This is a genomic window from Nocardia huaxiensis (assembly GCF_013744875.1).
Classification (GTDB): Bacteria; Actinomycetota; Actinomycetes; order Mycobacteriales; family Mycobacteriaceae; genus Nocardia; species Nocardia huaxiensis.
On sequence record NZ_CP059399.1, the window covers coordinates 2,176,827 to 2,194,198 of the forward strand.

Annotated in this window: 11 protein-coding genes; 7 read left to right on the forward strand and 4 right to left on the reverse strand. The window is 68.6% G+C overall.

The window, feature by feature from the left end:
* Positions 1-6 precede the first annotated feature (6 nt).
* Positions 7-2,835, reverse strand: coding sequence for a helix-turn-helix transcriptional regulator (locus H0264_RS38980; protein WP_181583640.1), 2,829 nt, complete (start codon positions 2,833-2,835; stop codon positions 7-9).
* A gap of 120 nt (positions 2,836-2,955) precedes the next feature.
* Here H0264_RS38980 and qcrB point away from each other — a divergent pair, with 120 nt between their 5' ends.
* Both qcrB and H0264_RS09595 read left to right on the forward strand, forming a co-directional pair.
* On the forward strand, positions 2,956-4,536 hold the full coding sequence (gene qcrB / locus H0264_RS09590; protein ID WP_181583641.1) for a cytochrome bc1 complex cytochrome b subunit: 1,581 nt from the start codon (positions 2,956-2,958) through the stop codon (positions 4,534-4,536).
* The gene (locus H0264_RS09595; protein WP_181583642.1) at positions 4,533-4,787 is read left to right on the forward strand and encodes a hypothetical protein; all 255 of its coding nucleotides are present in this window, start codon (positions 4,533-4,535) and stop codon (positions 4,785-4,787) included. Before qcrB ends, H0264_RS09595 begins: the two co-directional genes overlap by 4 nt.
* Positions 4,788-4,802: 15 nt before the next feature.
* Here H0264_RS09595 and pgi read toward each other — a convergent pair whose 3' ends face one another.
* A complete protein-coding gene (gene pgi, locus H0264_RS09600) occupies positions 4,803-6,440 on the reverse strand; it encodes a glucose-6-phosphate isomerase (protein ID WP_181583643.1) in 1,638 nt (545 codons plus the stop codon).
* Between the two features lie 120 nt (positions 6,441-6,560).
* Between pgi and H0264_RS09605 the strand changes: the two genes are divergently transcribed.
* Positions 6,561-8,012, forward strand: a complete 1,452-nt coding sequence (locus H0264_RS09605) for an NAD-dependent succinate-semialdehyde dehydrogenase (protein WP_181583644.1) — start codon at positions 6,561-6,563, stop codon at positions 8,010-8,012.
* Positions 8,013-8,233: 221 nt separating this feature from the next.
* Here H0264_RS09605 and H0264_RS09610 read toward each other — a convergent pair whose 3' ends face one another.
* Complete coding sequence (locus H0264_RS09610) at positions 8,234-8,539, reverse strand: chorismate mutase (protein ID WP_181583645.1); 306 nt, start codon at positions 8,537-8,539, stop codon at positions 8,234-8,236.
* 319 nt (positions 8,540-8,858) lie between these two features.
* On the opposite strand from H0264_RS09610, the gene pcrA reads away from it, so the two are divergent.
* Positions 8,859-11,279: a DNA helicase PcrA gene (pcrA, locus tag H0264_RS09615; RefSeq protein ID WP_181583646.1), complete on the forward strand. Its 2,421-nt coding sequence runs from the start codon at positions 8,859-8,861 to the stop codon at positions 11,277-11,279.
* Positions 11,280-11,525: 246 nt separating this feature from the next.
* Complete coding sequence (locus tag H0264_RS09620; RefSeq protein WP_244976144.1) at positions 11,526-13,241, forward strand: bifunctional phosphatase PAP2/diacylglycerol kinase family protein; 1,716 nt, start codon at positions 11,526-11,528, stop codon at positions 13,239-13,241.
* Between the two features lie 130 nt (positions 13,242-13,371).
* On the opposite strand, the gene H0264_RS39175 is transcribed toward H0264_RS09620, so the two are convergent.
* Positions 13,372-14,724 (reverse strand): M23 family metallopeptidase, encoded by a 1,353-nt coding sequence (locus H0264_RS39175; RefSeq protein WP_181583647.1) that lies wholly within the window; start codon positions 14,722-14,724, stop codon positions 13,372-13,374.
* 509 nt (positions 14,725-15,233) lie between these two features.
* Here H0264_RS39175 and sucC point away from each other — a divergent pair.
* Both sucC and sucD read left to right on the forward strand, forming a co-directional pair.
* Entirely contained in the window at positions 15,234-16,400 is a 1,167-nt protein-coding gene (sucC, locus tag H0264_RS09630; RefSeq protein WP_181583648.1) for an ADP-forming succinate--CoA ligase subunit beta, read from the forward strand.
* A 14-nt stretch (positions 16,401-16,414) separates the two neighbouring features.
* Positions 16,415-17,329, forward strand: coding sequence for a succinate--CoA ligase subunit alpha (gene sucD / locus H0264_RS09635; RefSeq protein WP_181583649.1), 915 nt, complete (start codon positions 16,415-16,417; stop codon positions 17,327-17,329).
* Positions 17,330-17,372 lie beyond the last annotated feature (43 nt).

Below are 17,372 nucleotides of genomic sequence, written 5' to 3' on the forward strand. Positions count from 1 at the left end.
GTGAACCTACCGGAACCGTTCCGCCACCACCCGAGCCAGCTCCACCCGGCTCCGCACCCCCAACTTGGGAAATGCCCGATACAGGTGATGGCCAACGGTTTTCGGGCTCAGACACAACTGCGCGCCGATCTCACTGTTGGTCGCTCCCCGCGCCGCCAGCCGCACCACCTGCAACTCCTGCGGCGTCAACAGATCATCCCGTGGCCCGGGATCGCCGAGCACGGCCACAGCCCCTTCGCGGGGCCGTCCCGCGACGGCCTCGCGAGGCGCGTGAGACCGGACGTTGAGCATCGCGCCGGTGTCGCTCGGCAGGACGCTGGAATCGCCTCCGGCGGCACGGAGTTCGCCGCGGGCGCGGGCGGCCCAGGGGTGGGCGCCGAGGCGGTCGAAGGTGCGGGCGGCGGATTCCAGGTGGGTGCGGGCGGCGCGCTGACGGCGCTCGCGGCGCAGGCGTTCGCCCAGCAGGAGCTGGGTCCGGGCGTGGTCGAACCAGCGGGATTCGGCGGACTGGATGCGCAGGGCCAGCTCGAAACCGTCGGGGTCGCCGGCCAGGTGGGCTTCGCAGCGCAGCAGCAGACCACGGACCCAGGGGGTGCCGGTCGCGGCGGCGATCTCGCGCAGCGCGGACAGGGGCTCCAGGACGCGCGCCGAATCCCGGTGCCGCAGGGCGGCTTCCACACGGTCGGCCAGCAGGTGCGGCCACTGGCCGAGCGGACGGTGCGGACTGCGCAGCATGGCCTCGCCACGGTGCACGGCGGCCTCGTAACGGCCCTGCGCGAGATCCAGGTGCAGCAGCGCCCATTCGCAGTGGGCGGCGTCGATGGTGTTGACCTCCGGCTGGGCATCGCCGTAGCGGGTCGAGGCGAATTCCGGACCCGGCCGCGCGCCCCGGCGGCGGGAGTCGGCGAGTTCGCGGCAGCGGTCGGCGTCGCCGCGGATGGCGGCCAGCACGGCCAGCACCGATTCGGCCTGCAGGACGCGGTTCGGCTGGCCGGTGCCCTCCGCGAGGCGGACGGCGGTCAGGCAGGCGGCCTCGGCCTCCTGGAAACGACCGACCAGCAAATGGGTGGTGCCCAGTGAGGCGTGCACCGCGGGCAGACGGCCGACCATGCCGCGCGCGCTGTACTCGGCCGCCACCTCGGCCAGCAGGTCGTGGGCGTCGTCGGTATCGGTGCCGACCGCGCACAGCAGACCCAGCAGGAACCGGGTCGCCGGGTCGGTGGTCCACCGCGCCGCCGCCACCCCGGCGCGCACCAGTGCGACACCTGCGGCGAGCTCGCGCCCGTACATCAGATTGGGCCCCTCCACCGCGGCGAGCAGCGGCGTCCACGCGTCGTCCAGCACCAGCTCGGACATGCGCTGCCGGGCCAGCCGCGCCCCGGCCAGGTCACCCCGGGTCCAGGCGGTGCGGGCCGCGTCCATCAGGGCGACCGCGGCCCGATCCGGTTGCCGCACCGACAATTCCGCCGCGACGTCCAACCAGAGTTCGTACGCGCTGCCCAGGGCGCCGCGTTCGAATGCGATGTGCGCCCGCACATCCCGCACCATCGCGAAATCGGCGACAACCGCGAACGTGGCCGGATCCAACTGATCGGCCAGGGCGAGGGCCTGTTCCGGACGACCGGCGGTGGCCAGGGCCTCCACCGAGAGGATGAGGCGGCGGGTGCGGTCGGCGGGGGCGGGGGACAGGCGCGCGGCCCGTTCGTACGCGGAGGCGGCGGCACCGCAGGCGGCCCGCGCGGTGGCGCGGGCGGCGGCGGATTCCAGTGCGGCGGCGACGGTTTCATCGGGAGCCGGGGTGGCGAAGGCCAGATGCCAGGCGCGGCGATCCGGGTCACCGGTCAGGGCCTCCGCCAGCGCTGCGTGCACCGCGAGCCGCTGCGTGAACGGGGCCAGCTGATAGGCGGCGGCACGCTTGAGCGGATGCCGGAACGCGACCGAATCCCCGGAAACCACGACCATGCCGGAGTTCTCGGCCATGATGAGGGCGGCCGGGCCCATTCCCAGCCGAGCCAGGGCAGTGCGCACCACCTCGACATTGCCGGTCTCCTCGGCGGCCACGACCACCAGCGCCGTGCGGGCGGCCTCGGGTTGCGTCGCAATGTAGTCCCGATACCCCGCGCACAGTCGCTCCGGCAGCGGAAGTGGCCCCACCGGATGGCAATTCGCGTCCATGCGCGGCAATTCCAGGACAGCCAACGGATTTCCGCCCGCCTCCGCCAGCACCCGCTCGCGCACCTCGGCCGCCAGCTCCGGGAACCGCTCGGTGAGCAGCGCCCGCGCGTGTGTCTCATCGAGTGGGCCCAGCGTCAGCTCCGGCACCGCACGGCAATCCAATTCGACCCGGCTGCCCAGCAACAGCACCACCGACTCGGCGTCCAACCGGTGCGCCGCGAACAGCAGCGCGTCCGCGGACGGCCGATCCAGCCACTGCGCGTCGTCGATCAGGCACAGCACCGGACCGTCAGCAGCCACCTCGGCCAGCAGCGACACCATGGCCGCGCCCACCGCGAACCGGTCCGGCGCCGGCTCGGCGCTCAATCCGAACGCGCAGCGCAGGGCGGCCCCGTGCGGGGCGGGCAGCGCGTCGAGCCGATGCACCTGCTGGTGCAGCAGCGATTGCAGGCCGGCGAAGGGCAGTTCGGACTCGCTCTCCACCCCGGTGCAGCGCAGCACCCGCCACGACGAATCCACCAGGGTGGCGGCGTGATCGAGCAGTGCGGACTTGCCCGCACCGGGATCGCCGAGCAGCGCCAGCGCGCCGCTGCCACCCGCGCGTGCCGCGTTCAACAGCGCGGTGATGCGCCGCGATTCCTCCACTCGGCCGTACAGCATGTGATCAACCCTATGGGTGGATCCGCTCGCCGCCGCTGCGGTGAATGTCTGGTCTGCCACATTCGGTCCTTCGTTCCACCCCGGGTGTCACGTTTCTGCGCGCTGCGGTGTCTGTTGGATATGAGCACCACCGTCGCACAGCATGCCGACGCCGCCGACCAGCGCTATCACGCGGCGGCGTTCGTGAAACGCTCCATCAACAAGGTGTTCCCGACGCACTGGTCGTTCCTGCTCGGGGAGATCGCGCTCTACAGCTTCGTCATCCTGCTGCTGTCGGGCATCTACCTGACCCTGTACTTCGATCCGTCCATGACCGAGGTGGTCTACGACGGGGCCTATCAGCCGCTGCGCGGTGTGCGCATGTCCGCCGCCTATCAGAGCGTGCTCGACATCTCCTTCGAGACGCGCGGCGGACTGTTCGTGCGGCAGGTCCACCATTGGGCCGCACTGCTGTTCGCGGCCTCGATCATCATCCACATGTTCCGGGTGTTCTTCACCGGAGCGTTCCGGCGGCCGCGCGAGGCCACCTGGGTGGTGGGCTCGATCCTGTTGATTCTGGCCATGTTCGAGGGCTACTTCGGGTATTCGCTGCCCGACGATCTGCTCTCCGGCACCGGGCTGCGGTCGCCGCTGGGCGGCATCACCATGGCGGTGCCCGTGATCGGCACCTGGACGCACTTCTTCCTGTTCGGCGGGGAATTCCCTGGGACGGTGCTGATTCCGCGGCTCTACATCACGCATGTGCTGCTGTTCCCCGGAATCATGCTGGCGCTCATCGCGACCCATATCGCGCTGGTCTGGTACCAGAAGCACACGCAGTTCCCAGGTCCCGCCCGCACCGAGCGGAATGTGGTGGGCGCGCGCATCATTCCGGTGTTCTCGCTGGATCAGGGCGCGTTCTTCGCCTTCACCCTGGGCACGGTGGCGGTCATGGGCGGCGTCCTGCAGATCAATCCGATCTGGAATCTGGGGCCGTACAACCCGGCGCAGGTGTCGGCGGGCTCGCAGCCGGACTTCTACATGATGTGGACCGACGGCCTGGCGCGGCTCATGCCGCCGTGGGAGATCTACATCGGCAACTACACCATCCCGGCCGCGTTCTGGGTGGCGGTGATCATGGCGCTGGTGCTCGTGGCGATCCCGCTCTACCCGTGGATCGAGAAGCGGCTCACCGGTGATCGTGCGCACCACAATCTGCTGCAGCGGCCACGAGATGTGCCGGTGCGCACCGCCATCGGAGCCATGGCCATCGCGTTCTATCTGGTGCTCACGCTGGCGTGCGTCAACGACATCATCGCGGTGCAGTTCCACATCTCGCTGAACGCGACGACCTGGTTCTTCCGCATCGCGCTGCTGATCGCGCCGCCGCTGGCCTACTTCGCGGCCTACCGGTTCTGCCTGGGCCTGCAGCGCAGCGACCGCGCGGTGCTCGCGCACGGCATCGAAACCGGCATCATCAAACGGCTGCCGCACGGCGAGTACATCGAGATGCATCAGTCGCTGGGGCAGGTCGAGTACGAGGGCGCGCCGGTGCCGAAGAAGATGAACAAGCTCGGTGCGGCGGGTAAGCCCGGTGTCGGCTCGTTCCTGCGCGCCGATCCGGAAGCCGAGCGGACGGTGATCGAAGCGGGCGAGGAGCACGCCGAGCAGGCTCAGCTCGCCATGCTGAAGGCCAAGCAGGACAGCGGGACTCGGTCATGAGCGGCTGGTTCCGGGCCCATCGTGCACGGGCGGCCGGTGATTACGGACTCCTGGTCCCGGCGGCCACCGTGCTCGACGAGCGCGCCGCCCACACCGTCCGCCAGCTGCTGCACGCCTACGGGGTGCGCGCCACCACGGGCCGCGCCCGCGCCGCCCATCGCCGGCGCAACGAACCGGACCGGTTCCGCATCCTGGTCTTCCCGGAGGACGCCACGCTCGCCTACGACGTGCTCAGCCGGCACACCAGCTGAGCACGGGCGGACGGCTCAGCGGTGGTCGCGATACCAGCGAATGAGCGCGTCCGTGGACGAATCGTCCTGGGGTGCGGGCGCTTGCGCCGAGGTGAGCAGCGGTTCGAGGGCCAGCGCCTGCTGCTTGCCCAGCTCCACACCCCACTGGTCGAAGCTGTCGATTCCCCAGATCGCGCCCTCGGTGAACACCTGATGCTCGTAGAGGGCGATGAGCTGACCCAGCACCGACGGAGTCAGCTGCGGCGCGAGAATGGCGGTGGAGGGCCGGTTGCCCGGCATCACCTTGTGCGGCACGATCTTCGGATCGGTGCCCTCCGCGGCGATCTCCTCGGCCGTCTTGCCGAAGGCCAGCACCTTGGTCTGCGCGAACAGATTGCTCATGAGGATGTCGTGCATGCTGCCGGTGCCGTCGAGGGTCGGCAGATCGTCTGTGGGACGGGCGAATCCGATGAAGTCGGCGGGCACCAGCCGCGTACCCTGGTGCAGCAGTTGATAGAACGCGTGCTGGCCGTTGGTTCCCGGCTCGCCCCAGAAGATCTCACCCGTCGAGGTGGTCACCGGCGTGCCGTCGGCTCGCACCGACTTGCCGTTGGATTCCATGGTCAGCTGCTGCAGATACGCCGGGAAGCGCGCCATATCGTTCGAATACGGCAGCACCGCACGGGATTCCGCGCCGAAGAAATTCGAGTACCAGAGGCCCAGCAGGCCCAGCAGCACGGGGGCGTTCTCGGTCAGGGGAGCGGTGCGGAAGTGCTCGTCCACGGTGTGGAATCCGGCCAGGAATTCGGCGAAGCGCTCCTTGCCGATCACCGCCATGACCGACAGCCCGATGGCCGAATCCACCGAGTAGCGGCCGCCGACCCAATCCCAGAAGCCGAACATGTTCGCGGTGTCGATTCCGAAGGCCGCCACCCGATCCGCGTGCGTGGACACGGCCACGAAATGCTTGGCCACCGCCTCCTCGCCGAGCGCGGCCACCAGCCAGCGCCGCGCGGCTGTCGCGTTGGTGAGCGTCTCCAGCGTGGAGAAGGTCTTGGACGCCACCACGAACAGCGTTTTCGCCGGATCCAGGCCGTCCAGCTTCGAAACCAGGTCCGCCGGATCGACATTCGACACGAAGCGGGCCGAGATGCCCGCGTCGGCGTAATGCCGCAGTGCGAGGAACACCATCGCCGGGCCCAGATCCGAACCGCCGATGCCGATGTTCACCACCGTGGTGATGCGCTCGCCGGTCGCGCCGCGCCACTCGCCGCTCCGCACCGAATCGGTGAATTCGCCCATGCGCCGCAGGACTTCGTGCACCTGCGCGTCGGCATCCTCGCCGTCGATGTCGGTGGGCTGTGCGGCGGGCAGCCGCAGCGCCCAGTGCGCCACCGCCCGATCCTCGGAGGTGTTGATGTGCGCGCCCGCGAACATGGCGTCGCGCCGCTGCTCGAGTTCGGCCGTCTCGGCCAATTCGACCAGCAGGTCCAGGGTTTCGCGCGTCACGCGGTGCTTGGAGTAGTCGATGTGCAGGTCACCGACCTGCACGGTCAGCTCCCGGCCGCGCTCCGGGTCCTCGGCGAAGAACTCACGCAGATGCCGTCCGGCGATCGCCGCATGGTGGTCGTGCAGTTTCCGCCAGGCCGCCGATGCGGTGATGTCGCTGCTCACGTCCGCCGAGGTTACAACCACTGGCCGCTACGCGCAGGTAACCCCAGGTGAACGCAGCGCCGATGCCGGATTCGCCCGGACTCCGGCTGTGCTCTCGGACACCGGCCTAGGCTGGCGAATATGGCGACCGAACACGATGTTCTGCAATCCGTCCCCACCCGGCTCTGGATCGGCGGCCCGGTCGACGCGACCGGCGGCAAGACCTTCCCGGTGCACAATCCGGCGACCGGCGAGGTGCTCGTCGAAGTCGCGGACGCCACCCCCGAGGACGCCGTGCGCGCCCTCGACGCCGCGGCGGCGGTGCAGGCCGAATGGGCGGCCACGCCGGCCCGGCAGCGCGGGGAGATCCTGCGCGCGGTCTTCGAAGCCATCACCGCGCGGGCCGAGGAGTTCGCGCTGCTCATGACCCTCGAAATGGGCAAGGCGCTGCCCGAATCCCGCAATGAGGTGAAGTACGGGGCGGAGTTCTTCCGCTGGTTCAGCGAGGAGGCGGTGCGTGTGCACGGGCGCTATCAGCCCGCGCCCGCCGGGACCGGCCGGATTCTGGTGACCAAGCAGCCTGTCGGGCCGTGCCTGGCCATCACGCCGTGGAACTTCCCGCTCGCCATGGGCACCCGCAAGATCGGGCCCGCGCTCGCCGCGGGCTGCACCATGATCGTCAAGCCCGCCGGTGAGACTCCGCTCACCATGCTGCTGCTCGCCAAGCTCTGCTCCGAGGCGGGCCTGCCCGACGGGGTGCTGTCGGTCATCACCACGAGTCGTTCCAGCGCTGTCACCGCGCCGCTGCTCAACGATCCGCGACTGCGCAAGCTCACCTTCACCGGATCCACCCCGGTCGGCAAGAAGCTCGTCGAGTCCTCGGCGCACGGACTGCTGCGCACCTCCATGGAACTCGGCGGCAACGCGCCCTTCGTGGTCTTCGACGACGCCGACCTCGACGCCGCGGTGCAGGGGGCGGTGCTGGCCAAGCTGCGCAATGGCGGCGAAGCCTGCACGGCGGCAAACCGATTCCACGTGCAGAACTCGGTTCGCCAGGAATTCACCGACAAGCTCGTGGCGGCCATGGGGGAGTACAAACTCGGCAATGGCACCGAACCGTCGACCACCCTCGGACCGCTCATCAACGAGGATCAGCTCGACACCGTGACCGGTCTCGTCGACGACGCCGTGAGCGCCGGCGCGCAGATCGCCCTGGGCGGCAAGGCTCCCGGCGGCCCCGGCTGGTTCTACCCGGCCACCGTGCTGACCGACATTCCCGCCCAAGCCCGCATCCTGCGCGAGGAAGTGTTCGGCCCGGTCGCCCCGATCGTCGGCTTCGACACCGAGGAAGAGGGTCTCGCCGCCGCCAACAACACCGAATTCGGCCTGGTCGCATACGTTTACACGAAGAGCCTGGACCGCGCCCTGCGCGTGGCCGAGGGGCTGGAGACCGGCATGGTCGGCGTCAACCGCGGCGTCATCTCCGATCCGGCCGCGCCCTTCGGCGGCGTCAAGGAATCCGGCTTCGGCCGTGAGGGCGGGTTCGAGGGCATCGAGGAGTACCTCGACACCAAGTACATCGCGCTGCCGTAATCAGCCGGGGTGCCCGCCGCGTCGCCCGAACCGTGAAAGAACCGCCCCGGGGCGATAGACACCCGGGGCGGCCTGGGGAAGCCTCACTCGCTCTCACGGGCAAGGCGTGGTCTCGTGGGAACCGGCAGCCCGTCGGCGAACCAGGGCGCGCGGTAGTTCCGCGTGAATATCCCGGGCACGCTGCCCGGCGTTAACACCCGGCTAGTGACGCGGGCTCACGGCTAGTGGCCCAGGCGGCCGCGGCCCAGGCGCAGCAGCAGCATGGCGAGGGTGTGACCCTCCTGGCCCAGCTCGCTGAAGCGCTCGAGCACCTTCATCTCGCGCGAATGCACCAGCTTCGGGCCGCCATTGGCCATGCGCGTGCGGCCGATGATGCGCGACACCTCGGTGCGGCGCTTGATGGCGGCGAGGATCTCGGCGTCGAGCTTGTCGATCTCCTTGCGCAGCTTCTCGATCTCCGCCTCGGAGGGGAGGGCGGAGTCCGACCCGGTGGCAGGCTCGGATTGTCCCGTCGTCGAGATGCTCATACTTTCACTCCTCGTGGTCCAGAACGTCGATCGGCATGAGGTGCCGACCTGTTACCGATCGGTTCTTCACCAAGAATCAGACCTGTTCGGCCTTCATTGTCCCCCCGGGGGTGCGCTGGGTCCGCATCGTGTTGCCACCAGCGCCGGTCATGTGGCCAGTGTGCCACGTGGGATGACCAAACGAAAACGCCTTCATTTGTGAATCTCCTGAGTTTTCGGCGGCCGATGTTCACTCGAAATTCGCTCGACCGGCACTATTCGGACGGCTCTGCCAGCGGGCTGTCAGTCTGTCGGTGCGCGCCAGTAACGTGGATGGGCGATGAACACGACGGTGGCACAGGACGAGCAGAAGACCGAGCAGTTGCTCGAAGGGCTGAATCCACAACAGCGCGCCGCGGTGGTACACACCGGCACTCCGCTGCTGATCGTGGCCGGAGCCGGATCCGGGAAAACCGCCGTGCTCACCCGGCGCATCGCCTATCTGCTCGCCGCCCGCGGCGTGCGGCCCGGCGAGATCCTGGCCATCACCTTCACCAACAAGGCCGCCGCCGAAATGCGTGAACGCGTGGCCGGATTGGTGGGGCCACGCGCCGCTAGCATGTGGGTGTCCACCTTCCACTCCACCTGCGTGCGCATTCTGCGGACCCAGGCCGCGCTGGTGCCGGGCGGGCTCAACACCAACTTCTCCATCTACGACGCCGACGACTCGCGGCGACTGCTCGCCATGATCAGCCGCGACCTCGAGATCGATCCGAAGAAGTACACGCCGCGGCTGCTCGCCACCGCCATCTCCAATCTCAAGAACGAGCTCATCGATCCGGATCAGGCCGCCGCCGACGCCGCGACCGAGGACACCGAGATGCCGCGGCTCGTCGCCAAGGTCTACGACGAATACCAGCGGCGGCTGCGCGCGGCCAATGCCCTCGACTTCGACGATCTGATCGGTGAGACGGTCGCGGTGCTGCAGAAGCATCCGCAGGTGGCCGAGTACTACCGGCGGCGGTTCCGGCACGTGCTGGTCGACGAGTACCAGGACACCAACCACGCGCAGTACGTGCTGGTGCGGGAGCTCGTCGGGCATCACCTGCCCAAGGACTCCGAGGATCGGGTGCCGCCCAGCGAACTGTGCGTGGTGGGCGACGCCGATCAGTCCATCTATGCCTTCCGCGGCGCGACCATTCGCAATATCGAGGAGTTCGAACGCGACTTCCCCGATGCGGAAACCATTCTGCTGGAACAGAACTACCGGTCCACGCAGCGCATTCTGACCGCCGCCAATGCCGTGATCTCCCGCAATGAGAACCGGCGCGACAAGAAGCTGTGGACCGATCAGGGCGACGGCGAACTGATCGTCGGATACGTCGCCGACAACGAGCACGACGAAGCCTCGTTCGTGGCACGCGAAATCGACCGGCTCGTCGATCAGGGCGATGCCAACTACGGCGATGTCGCGGTGTTCTATCGCACCAACAACAACTCCCGGGCGTTGGAAGAGATCTTCATCCGCATGGGGCTGCCGTACAAGGTGGTCGGCGGCGTTCGGTTCTACGAGCGCAAGGAAGTGCGCGATATCGTCGCCTACCTGCGCGTGCTGGAAAATCCCGAGGACGCGGTGAGCCTGCGCCGCATTCTCAACACCCCGCGCCGGGGGATCGGCGATCGGGCCGAAGCGTGCGTGGCCGTGCATGCCGAACAGCGCAATGTCGGCTTCGCGCAAGCGCTTCGGGATGCCGCCGACGGCAAGGTGGCGCTGCTCAACACCCGGTCCCAGCGGGCCATCGCGGGCTTCCTGGAGCTGCTCGAAGAGGTGCGCGCGGCCGGCACACAGGAGGATCTCGACTTCCCGGACGTCGGCAATGTGGTCGAGGCGGTGCTCGACCGCACCGGCTACCGCGCCGAACTCGAAGCCTCCGACGATCCGCAGGACGGGGCGCGGCTCGACAACCTCAACGAATTGGTCAGCGTCGCACGCGAATTCAGCTCCGAGGCGCGCAACAATGTCGAGGCGGCGCGGGCCGAAGGGCTACTGCCCGAAGCCGGTGAGGGTGAACCCGATCCCGGATCGCTGGCCGCCTTCCTCGAACGCGTCTCCCTCGTGGCCGACTCCGATCAGATCCCCGACGAGGGCACCGGCGTGGTGACGCTCATGACCCTGCACACCGCCAAGGGCCTCGAATTCCCCGTCGTCTTCGTGACCGGCTGGGAGGACGGGCAGTTCCCGCACATGCGCGCCCTCGGCGACCCGGCCGAACTGGCCGAGGAACGCCGCCTCGCCTACGTCGGCATCACCCGCGCCCGCAAACGCCTCTACCTCACCCGCGCCATCGTGCGCTCGGCCTGGGGGCAGCCCACCTCCGGCCCGGAATCTCGCTTCCTGCAAGAGATCCCCGGCCACCTCATGGACTGGCGTCGCCTCGAACCCACCTCCACCCAGCGCGGCTTCGTCCGCCGCCGCGGCGACGACGACGGCTTCGAACGCGACTGGACCCGCGGCGACGGCTGGAACGACCGCCCCGGCATCAGCGCCCGCACCGACCGCCGCCCCGCCCCCGCCGCCACCAAGCGCAGCAACTCGAATCTCGTACTGGCCGTAGGCGACCGCGTCAGCCACGACAAATACGGCCTCGGCCGCGTCATAGCCGCCGAAGGCTTCGGCGCCCTCGCCACAGCCACCATCGACTTCGGCACCGCCGGCAAAATCCGCCTCATGCCCCAGCACAGCCCCCTCACCAAACTCTGACCCCAGGCCCCGTTCGGGACAATTCCCTCTACCGCAGCAGCCGTGACCACCTCGGCTACGTAGGCCCCGTGCTGAATCCTCCGTTGTGCCATCGCCAACAGCGAGGAGCTGCTGGGGGCGGGGCCGTTCGAGTTGGGCGGGGATGCCCGCCGGTGACTCTGGTGTTCGGAGTGAGCGTTCTCGGATGGCTCCACGCTGGAGACTTCGGTCGACAGTGCGTTCACGTAGTTGACTACGATGTAGCTGGTGCGATCATCGACCTACCCGCCGCGTCATCGAAATGCCCTGCGCCGCATGGTGTCAGGACAGGGTTTGGTCGATATCGGTAGTGTCGGCGCGGTGAGTGGGTGGCTGGACCGGAAGTTTCACCGGGTAGGACGATTCGATCGAGCGGTCGAGAATGCGGTGGGGGCGCTGCCCGCGTCCAAGGTCGATGTGGGGATGTTGCGGCTCACGCGCACCGCGAATTACAGCGGACTGTGGCTGGGGATCGCCGCCGCGCTGGCCACGCGCAAGGGCGCGACGCGGCGGGCCGCGCTGCGCGGGACCGTGTCCGTCGCGGGGGCCAGCCTCGTTGTCAATGCGGGGATGAAGACGCTCATTGCGCGGCGGCGGCCGGCCGCCGAGGTGCTGCCCGTGCACCGGCGGCTGGTGCCGGCTCCGCTGTCGTCGTCGTTCCCGTCCGGGCACAGTGCCTGTGCGGCGGCCTTCGCGACCGCTGTCGCGCTCGAAAGTCCGCGCACCGCACTGGTTGTCGCGCCGCTGGCCGCCACGGTCGCGTACTCGCGCGTTCACACCGGTGTGCACTGGAGCTCGGACGTATTCGTCGGCGCCGCAGTCGGTTCCGCGGTCGCGCTGGCCACCCAGCGCTGGTGGCCGGTGCGCGAATCCGACGAGGCGCTGGCCCGGCCGGTGCGCGAGGCGCCGGCCATGCCGTACGGCAAAGGTCTTGTGGTCGTGGTGAATCCGGTGTCCGGTGACCCGAACTACGATCCGTTCGACGATATCGCCGAGGCGCTGCCGCAAGCCGTCGTGCTGCGTACGCAGAAGGATCTCGACGCCGCCGAACAACTCGAACAGGTGCTCGCCGAACTCGGGGGAGCCGTGCAGGCGGTCGGCGTGGCGGGTGGCGACGGCACCGTGGCCGCCATCGCCGCGGTCGCGCTGCGCCACAAGCTGCCGCTGGCCGTCGTCCCCACCGGGACGCTCAACCACTTCGCCCGCGATCTCGGCGTCTACGACCTGATCGAGGTGGTCGACGCCACCAGCATGGGCGAAGCGGTCGCCGTCGACGTGGCCAGTGTCGAGCTGGAGGATGAAACCGGTTCCAGCACAAGGTATCTGCTCAATACCGCGAGCATCGGCACCTATCCGGACATGGTGCGCATGCGGGAGAAGTGGCAGCACCGCTGGGGCAAGTGGCCCGCCTTCGCGGCCGCCCTCGTGGTCACCCTGCACCGCGCCGAATCCATCCGGATCCAGATCGACGGGCGCTGGCAGCAGGTCTGGTTCCTGTTCATCGGCAATGGGCCCTACCACCCGCACGGCGCGGTCCCGGCCTTCCGCGACCGCCTCGACTCCGGACTGCTCGACATCCGCTGGATCCGGGCGGACGTGCGCTGGTCCCGCACCCGCGCCTTCCTGGCGCTCGCGCTCTCGGCCATCGGCCACTCCAAGGTCTACGGCGAACGCCAATTGCCGGAACTCCTGGTGGATCTGCCGTCGCCCGAAGCGGTCGCCACCGACGGTGAGGTGGTCGGCAAGGCGACCCGGCTGCACTTCCGCATGGCGGGCCAGATCCCGGTCTACCGCCGCGACGAATCCAATCCGCGCTGGGCCGACCGCATCCGCCCGCACCATCGCCGCGCGCCCTGGTTGCGCGATGCCTTTCAATCCCTCGGACGCTGGGCATCGGCCTCCTCCAGCGAAGCCTCGAAACCGGTTACCGCGCAGCGCCGTTGAGGGCGGTGCGTCAGATTATCGCGGACGTACCCCCGTCATCCCGGCGCGCTTTTGGCCGGGATCGACACGGATAGCGTGCGTTGCTCTGTGGATCCCGGCTAAGAGCATGCCGGGATGACGAAAGTGGTGCTCAGTCGCGCTGGATGCCGAGTGAGATGCCGCGCGAGGCCAGCCACGGAATCGGGTCGATCTTGTCGACGCCGTTCAGCCACACCTCGAAGTGGCAGTGCGGGCCAGTGGAGAAGCCGCGGTTGCCGACCGTGGCGATCTGATCGCCGGCCATGACGCGCTGCCCCTGCGACACGGTGGCCGTGTCGATGTGGCCGTAGATGGTGACGGTGCCGTCATCGTGCAGCAGACGCACCCACATGCCGAAACCCGAAGCGGGACCGGCCTCCAGCACGGTGCCGTCGGCCACCGCGTAGATGGGGGTGCCGATCGGCGCGGCCACGTCCACGCCCGCGTGCTGCACACCCCAGCGCATACCGAAGCCGGAGGTGAAGTTGCCATTGGCGAACTTGGAGAACAGGGGCCGCAGCTTGGCGGCCTCGGCGGCGGCCAGATCGGCGGCGTAGCGCGCGCCCTTCTCCAGAATGTCGTTGAACTGGTCGATGTTCACCGGCGCACCGACATTGAGCACCTGCGGCGCGCCCGCGGCGGGAGCGTCGGCCAGGCCGATGGTCTCGTTGGCCGCGATCTCCTTGACCTGAGCGGCGGCCTGGAAGTCCACGGTGTCGGAGGGGGCGCCGGACACCTCGATGCCGGTCTGGCCCGCAGCGACCACGGCGCCGGCGGCCACGGCCACCACGGCGGCGCGGCCCTTCAGCGCGGTCGGCGGGGCGGGCAGGCGGTGCGCGCCACCACCGGCGGCGCGGCGACGGCCGCCCGCACGGGTCGGGCGCGGCTGTGCCGCTTCGGAATCGGCGTGTTCGTCGTCGTGCTTGTCGAGGCGCGCGCCGTCGCCGGAGAAGGTGAGCTTCTCGCCGGAGGCGGTGCGGAAGGTGTAGGCCGGGCGGTAGTCGCCCGAGGGGGCCGGATCGTCGCCCCAGTCCGGGCGCGGCGAGTAGTCGGCCGGATTCGGGGCCGCCCAGCCATTGGTGGTCGAGGTGGTGGACCAGTGATCGCGGGAATCCCACGCGGATTGGTCGTCAACCGGGGTGTCCCATTCGGGCTGGGACTGCCACTGCTCGCCGGAATTCCATTCGGGGGCGGCATCCCATTCGGTGGAAGCGCCGTTATCCCACTGTGTTCCGTCGTTCCACTGCGCCGCGGCGGCGGGGTCTTCCCACTGCTGCTGGGCGTCCCACTGCGGTTCGGCGGGCGTGGTCCACGCCGGGCCGGTGCCCCAGCCGCCGTGCGAGACCTGACCGTCGAAGGTTTGCGGTGCGTCGAAATGCGTTGCGCCGCCGTAGTTCTCGGCTTCCTCGCGGTAGCGGTGGCCGTGCCGGGCGCGGCTGGGCGAGGGGAAGGGGCCGTCGCTCATCGGAGCTTGTCCCGGAGCTGTGCGAATGCCGATGTTTCATCCGCGGAGCGGCTCTCTACCTGCGGAGCGCTGTGCTGCGTCAAGCCTGCCGTCCTCCTGTCGTGACCGGGTTGTGACATCGACCGCATCGACGGTAACGAAACGATTGCGCGTCAGCAAGCGATGGAGCGGCGTCGTGGCCGGGCTGTGACATTCATCACCTTGCACGCTTGGATTGGCTCACTGTGCTGGGGGTAACCATGTGAGGCTTGTCAACGACAAGATGTAGTAGCGAGCGCCACTCTCCGGGATTCCCGGGCTCTACCTGGCGCGCCGTCAACAAGCTACTCGTCAGTAGGATTTCATCGCCGTTTTGCCTGGCCGGAGACAGTTCCGTGACCTGCGCCACTTAGGCTGTATGCGGCTGATTTCGGCTCCATGTGACTGATTAGAGTCCGACCCGACCCGCCTCCGACGACGGGCCGCCAACCAAGACGTTGTCACAACAACGCAGACGAGACGGTGAGTACATGGATCTCTTCGAATATCAGGCGAAGGAACTCTTCGTGAAGCACGGAGTGCCTTCGTCGGAGGGCCGCGTCACGGACTCGGCCGAGGACGCCCGTGCCATCGCGGAAGAAATCGGCAAGCCTGTGATGATCAAGTCGCAGGTCAAAGTCGGTGGCCGCGGCAAGGCCGGTGGCGTGAAGTACGCCGCCACCCCGGACGACGCCTTCACCCACGCCCAGAACATCCTGGGCCTGGACATCAAGGGCCACATCACCAAGAAGATCCTGGTTGCCGAGGCCAAGGACATCGCCTCGGAGTACTACATCTCCTTCCTGCTCGATCGCTCCAACCGCACCTACCTGGCCATGTGCTCGGTCGAGGGCGGCATGGAGATCGAAGAGGTGGCCGCCACCAAGCCGGACCGGCTGGCCAAGGTTCCCGTCGACGCCGTCAAGGGTGTCGACCTCGCGTTCGCCCGCTCCATCGCCGAGCAGGGCCACCTGCCCGCCGACATCCTGGACGCCGCGGCCGTCACCATCCAGAAGCTGTGGGAGGTCTTCATCAAGGAAGACGCCACCCTGGTCGAGGTGAACCCGCTGGTTCGCACCCCCGACAACGAGATCCTGGCCCTCGACGGCAAGGTCACCCTGGACGAGAACGCCGAATTCCGGCACCCCGACCACCTCGAGTTCGCGGACATCGAAGCCACCGATCCGCTCGAGCTCAAGGCCAAGGAGAACGACCTCAACTACGTCAAGCTCGACGGCGAGGTCGGCATCATCGGCAACGGCGCGGGTCTGGTCATGTCGACCCTCGACGTGGTCGCCTACGCCGGTGAGAAGCACGACGGCGTCAAGCCCGCCAACTTCCTCGACATCGGCGGCGGCGCCTCGGCCGCCGTCATGGCCGCCGGCCTGGACGTCATCCTGGGCGACTCCCAGGTCAAGTCCGTGTTCGTGAACGTCTTCGGCGGCATCACCGCCTGTGACGCGGTCGCGAACGGCATCGTCGGCGCGCTGCAGACCCTGGGCGACGCGGCCTCCAAGCCGCTGGTCGTCCGCCTGGACGGCAACAAGGTCGAAGAGGGCCGCAAGATCCTCGCCGACTTCAACCACCCGCTGGTGACTCTCGCCCAGACCATGGACGAAGGCGCCGACAAGGCCGCCGAACTGGCCGCGGCCAAGTAAGGACACGAACCGATATGTCTATCTTCCTGAACAAGGACAACAAGGTCATCGTCCAGGGCATCACCGGCGGCGAGGGCACCAAGCACACCGCGCTGATGCTGAAGGCCGGCACCAATGTGGTCGGCGGCGTGAACGCGCGCAAGGCGGGCACCACCGTCAAGCACGTCGACGCCAACGGCAACGACATCGAGCTGCCCGTGTTCGCGTCCGTGGCCGAGGCCATGGAGAAGACCGGCGCCGACACCTCCATCGCCTTCGTGCCCCCGGCCTTCTCGAAGGACGCCATCATCGAGGCCATCGACGCGGAGATCCCGCTGCTCGTGGTCATCACCGAGGGCATCCCGGTGCAGGACACCGCCTACGCGTGGGCCTACAACGTGGAGAAGGGCAACAAGACCCGCATCATCGGCCCGAACTGCCCCGGCATCATCACCCCGGGTGAGTCGCTGGTCGGCATCACCCCGGCCAACATCGCGGGCAAGGGCCCGATCGGCCTGGTGTCGAAGTCGGGCACCCTGACCTACCAGATGATGTACGAGCTGCGGGACTTCGGTTTCTCCACCGCCATCGGCATCGGCGGCGACCCGGTCATCGGCACCACCCACATCGACGCCATCGAGGCGTTCGAGAAGGACCCGGAGACCAAGCTCATCGTCATGATCGGCGAGATCGGCGGCGACGCCGAGGAGCGGGCCGCGGCCTACATCCAGGCCAATGTCACCAAGCCGGTGGTCGGCTACGTCGCGGGCTTCACCGCGCCGGAGGGCAAGACCATGGGCCACGCGGGCGCCATCGTGTCCGGCTCGGCGGGCACCGCCCAGGCCAAGAAGGACGCCCTCGAGGCCGCGGGCGTGAAGGTCGGCAAGACCCCGTCCGAGACCGCCGCCCTCGCGCGCGAGATCCTCGAAAAGGCTGCCGTCAACGCCTGATTCGAGACTCTCGAAGGCTGACAACGAAGTCCGCCTGCCGATT

Coding starts and splice junctions, on each gene's coding strand:
- H0264_RS09610 (WP_181583645.1), bottom strand. CDS start 8,539: ATGAGCATCTCGACGACGGGACAATCCGAGCCTGCCACCGGGTCGGAC.
- H0264_RS09605 (WP_181583644.1), top strand. CDS start 6,561: ATGGCGACCGAACACGATGTTCTGCAATCCGTCCCCACCCGGCTCTGG.
- H0264_RS38980 (WP_181583640.1), bottom strand. CDS start 2,835: ATGCTGTACGGCCGAGTGGAGGAATCGCGGCGCATCACCGCGCTGTTG.
- H0264_RS09595 (WP_181583642.1), top strand. CDS start 4,533: ATGAGCGGCTGGTTCCGGGCCCATCGTGCACGGGCGGCCGGTGATTAC.
- H0264_RS39175 (WP_181583647.1), bottom strand. CDS start 14,724: ATGAGCGACGGCCCCTTCCCCTCGCCCAGCCGCGCCCGGCACGGCCAC.
- pcrA (WP_181583646.1), top strand. CDS start 8,859: ATGAACACGACGGTGGCACAGGACGAGCAGAAGACCGAGCAGTTGCTC.
- sucD (WP_181583649.1), top strand. CDS start 16,415: ATGTCTATCTTCCTGAACAAGGACAACAAGGTCATCGTCCAGGGCATC.
- qcrB (WP_181583641.1), top strand. CDS start 2,956: ATGAGCACCACCGTCGCACAGCATGCCGACGCCGCCGACCAGCGCTAT.
- sucC (WP_181583648.1), top strand. CDS start 15,234: ATGGATCTCTTCGAATATCAGGCGAAGGAACTCTTCGTGAAGCACGGA.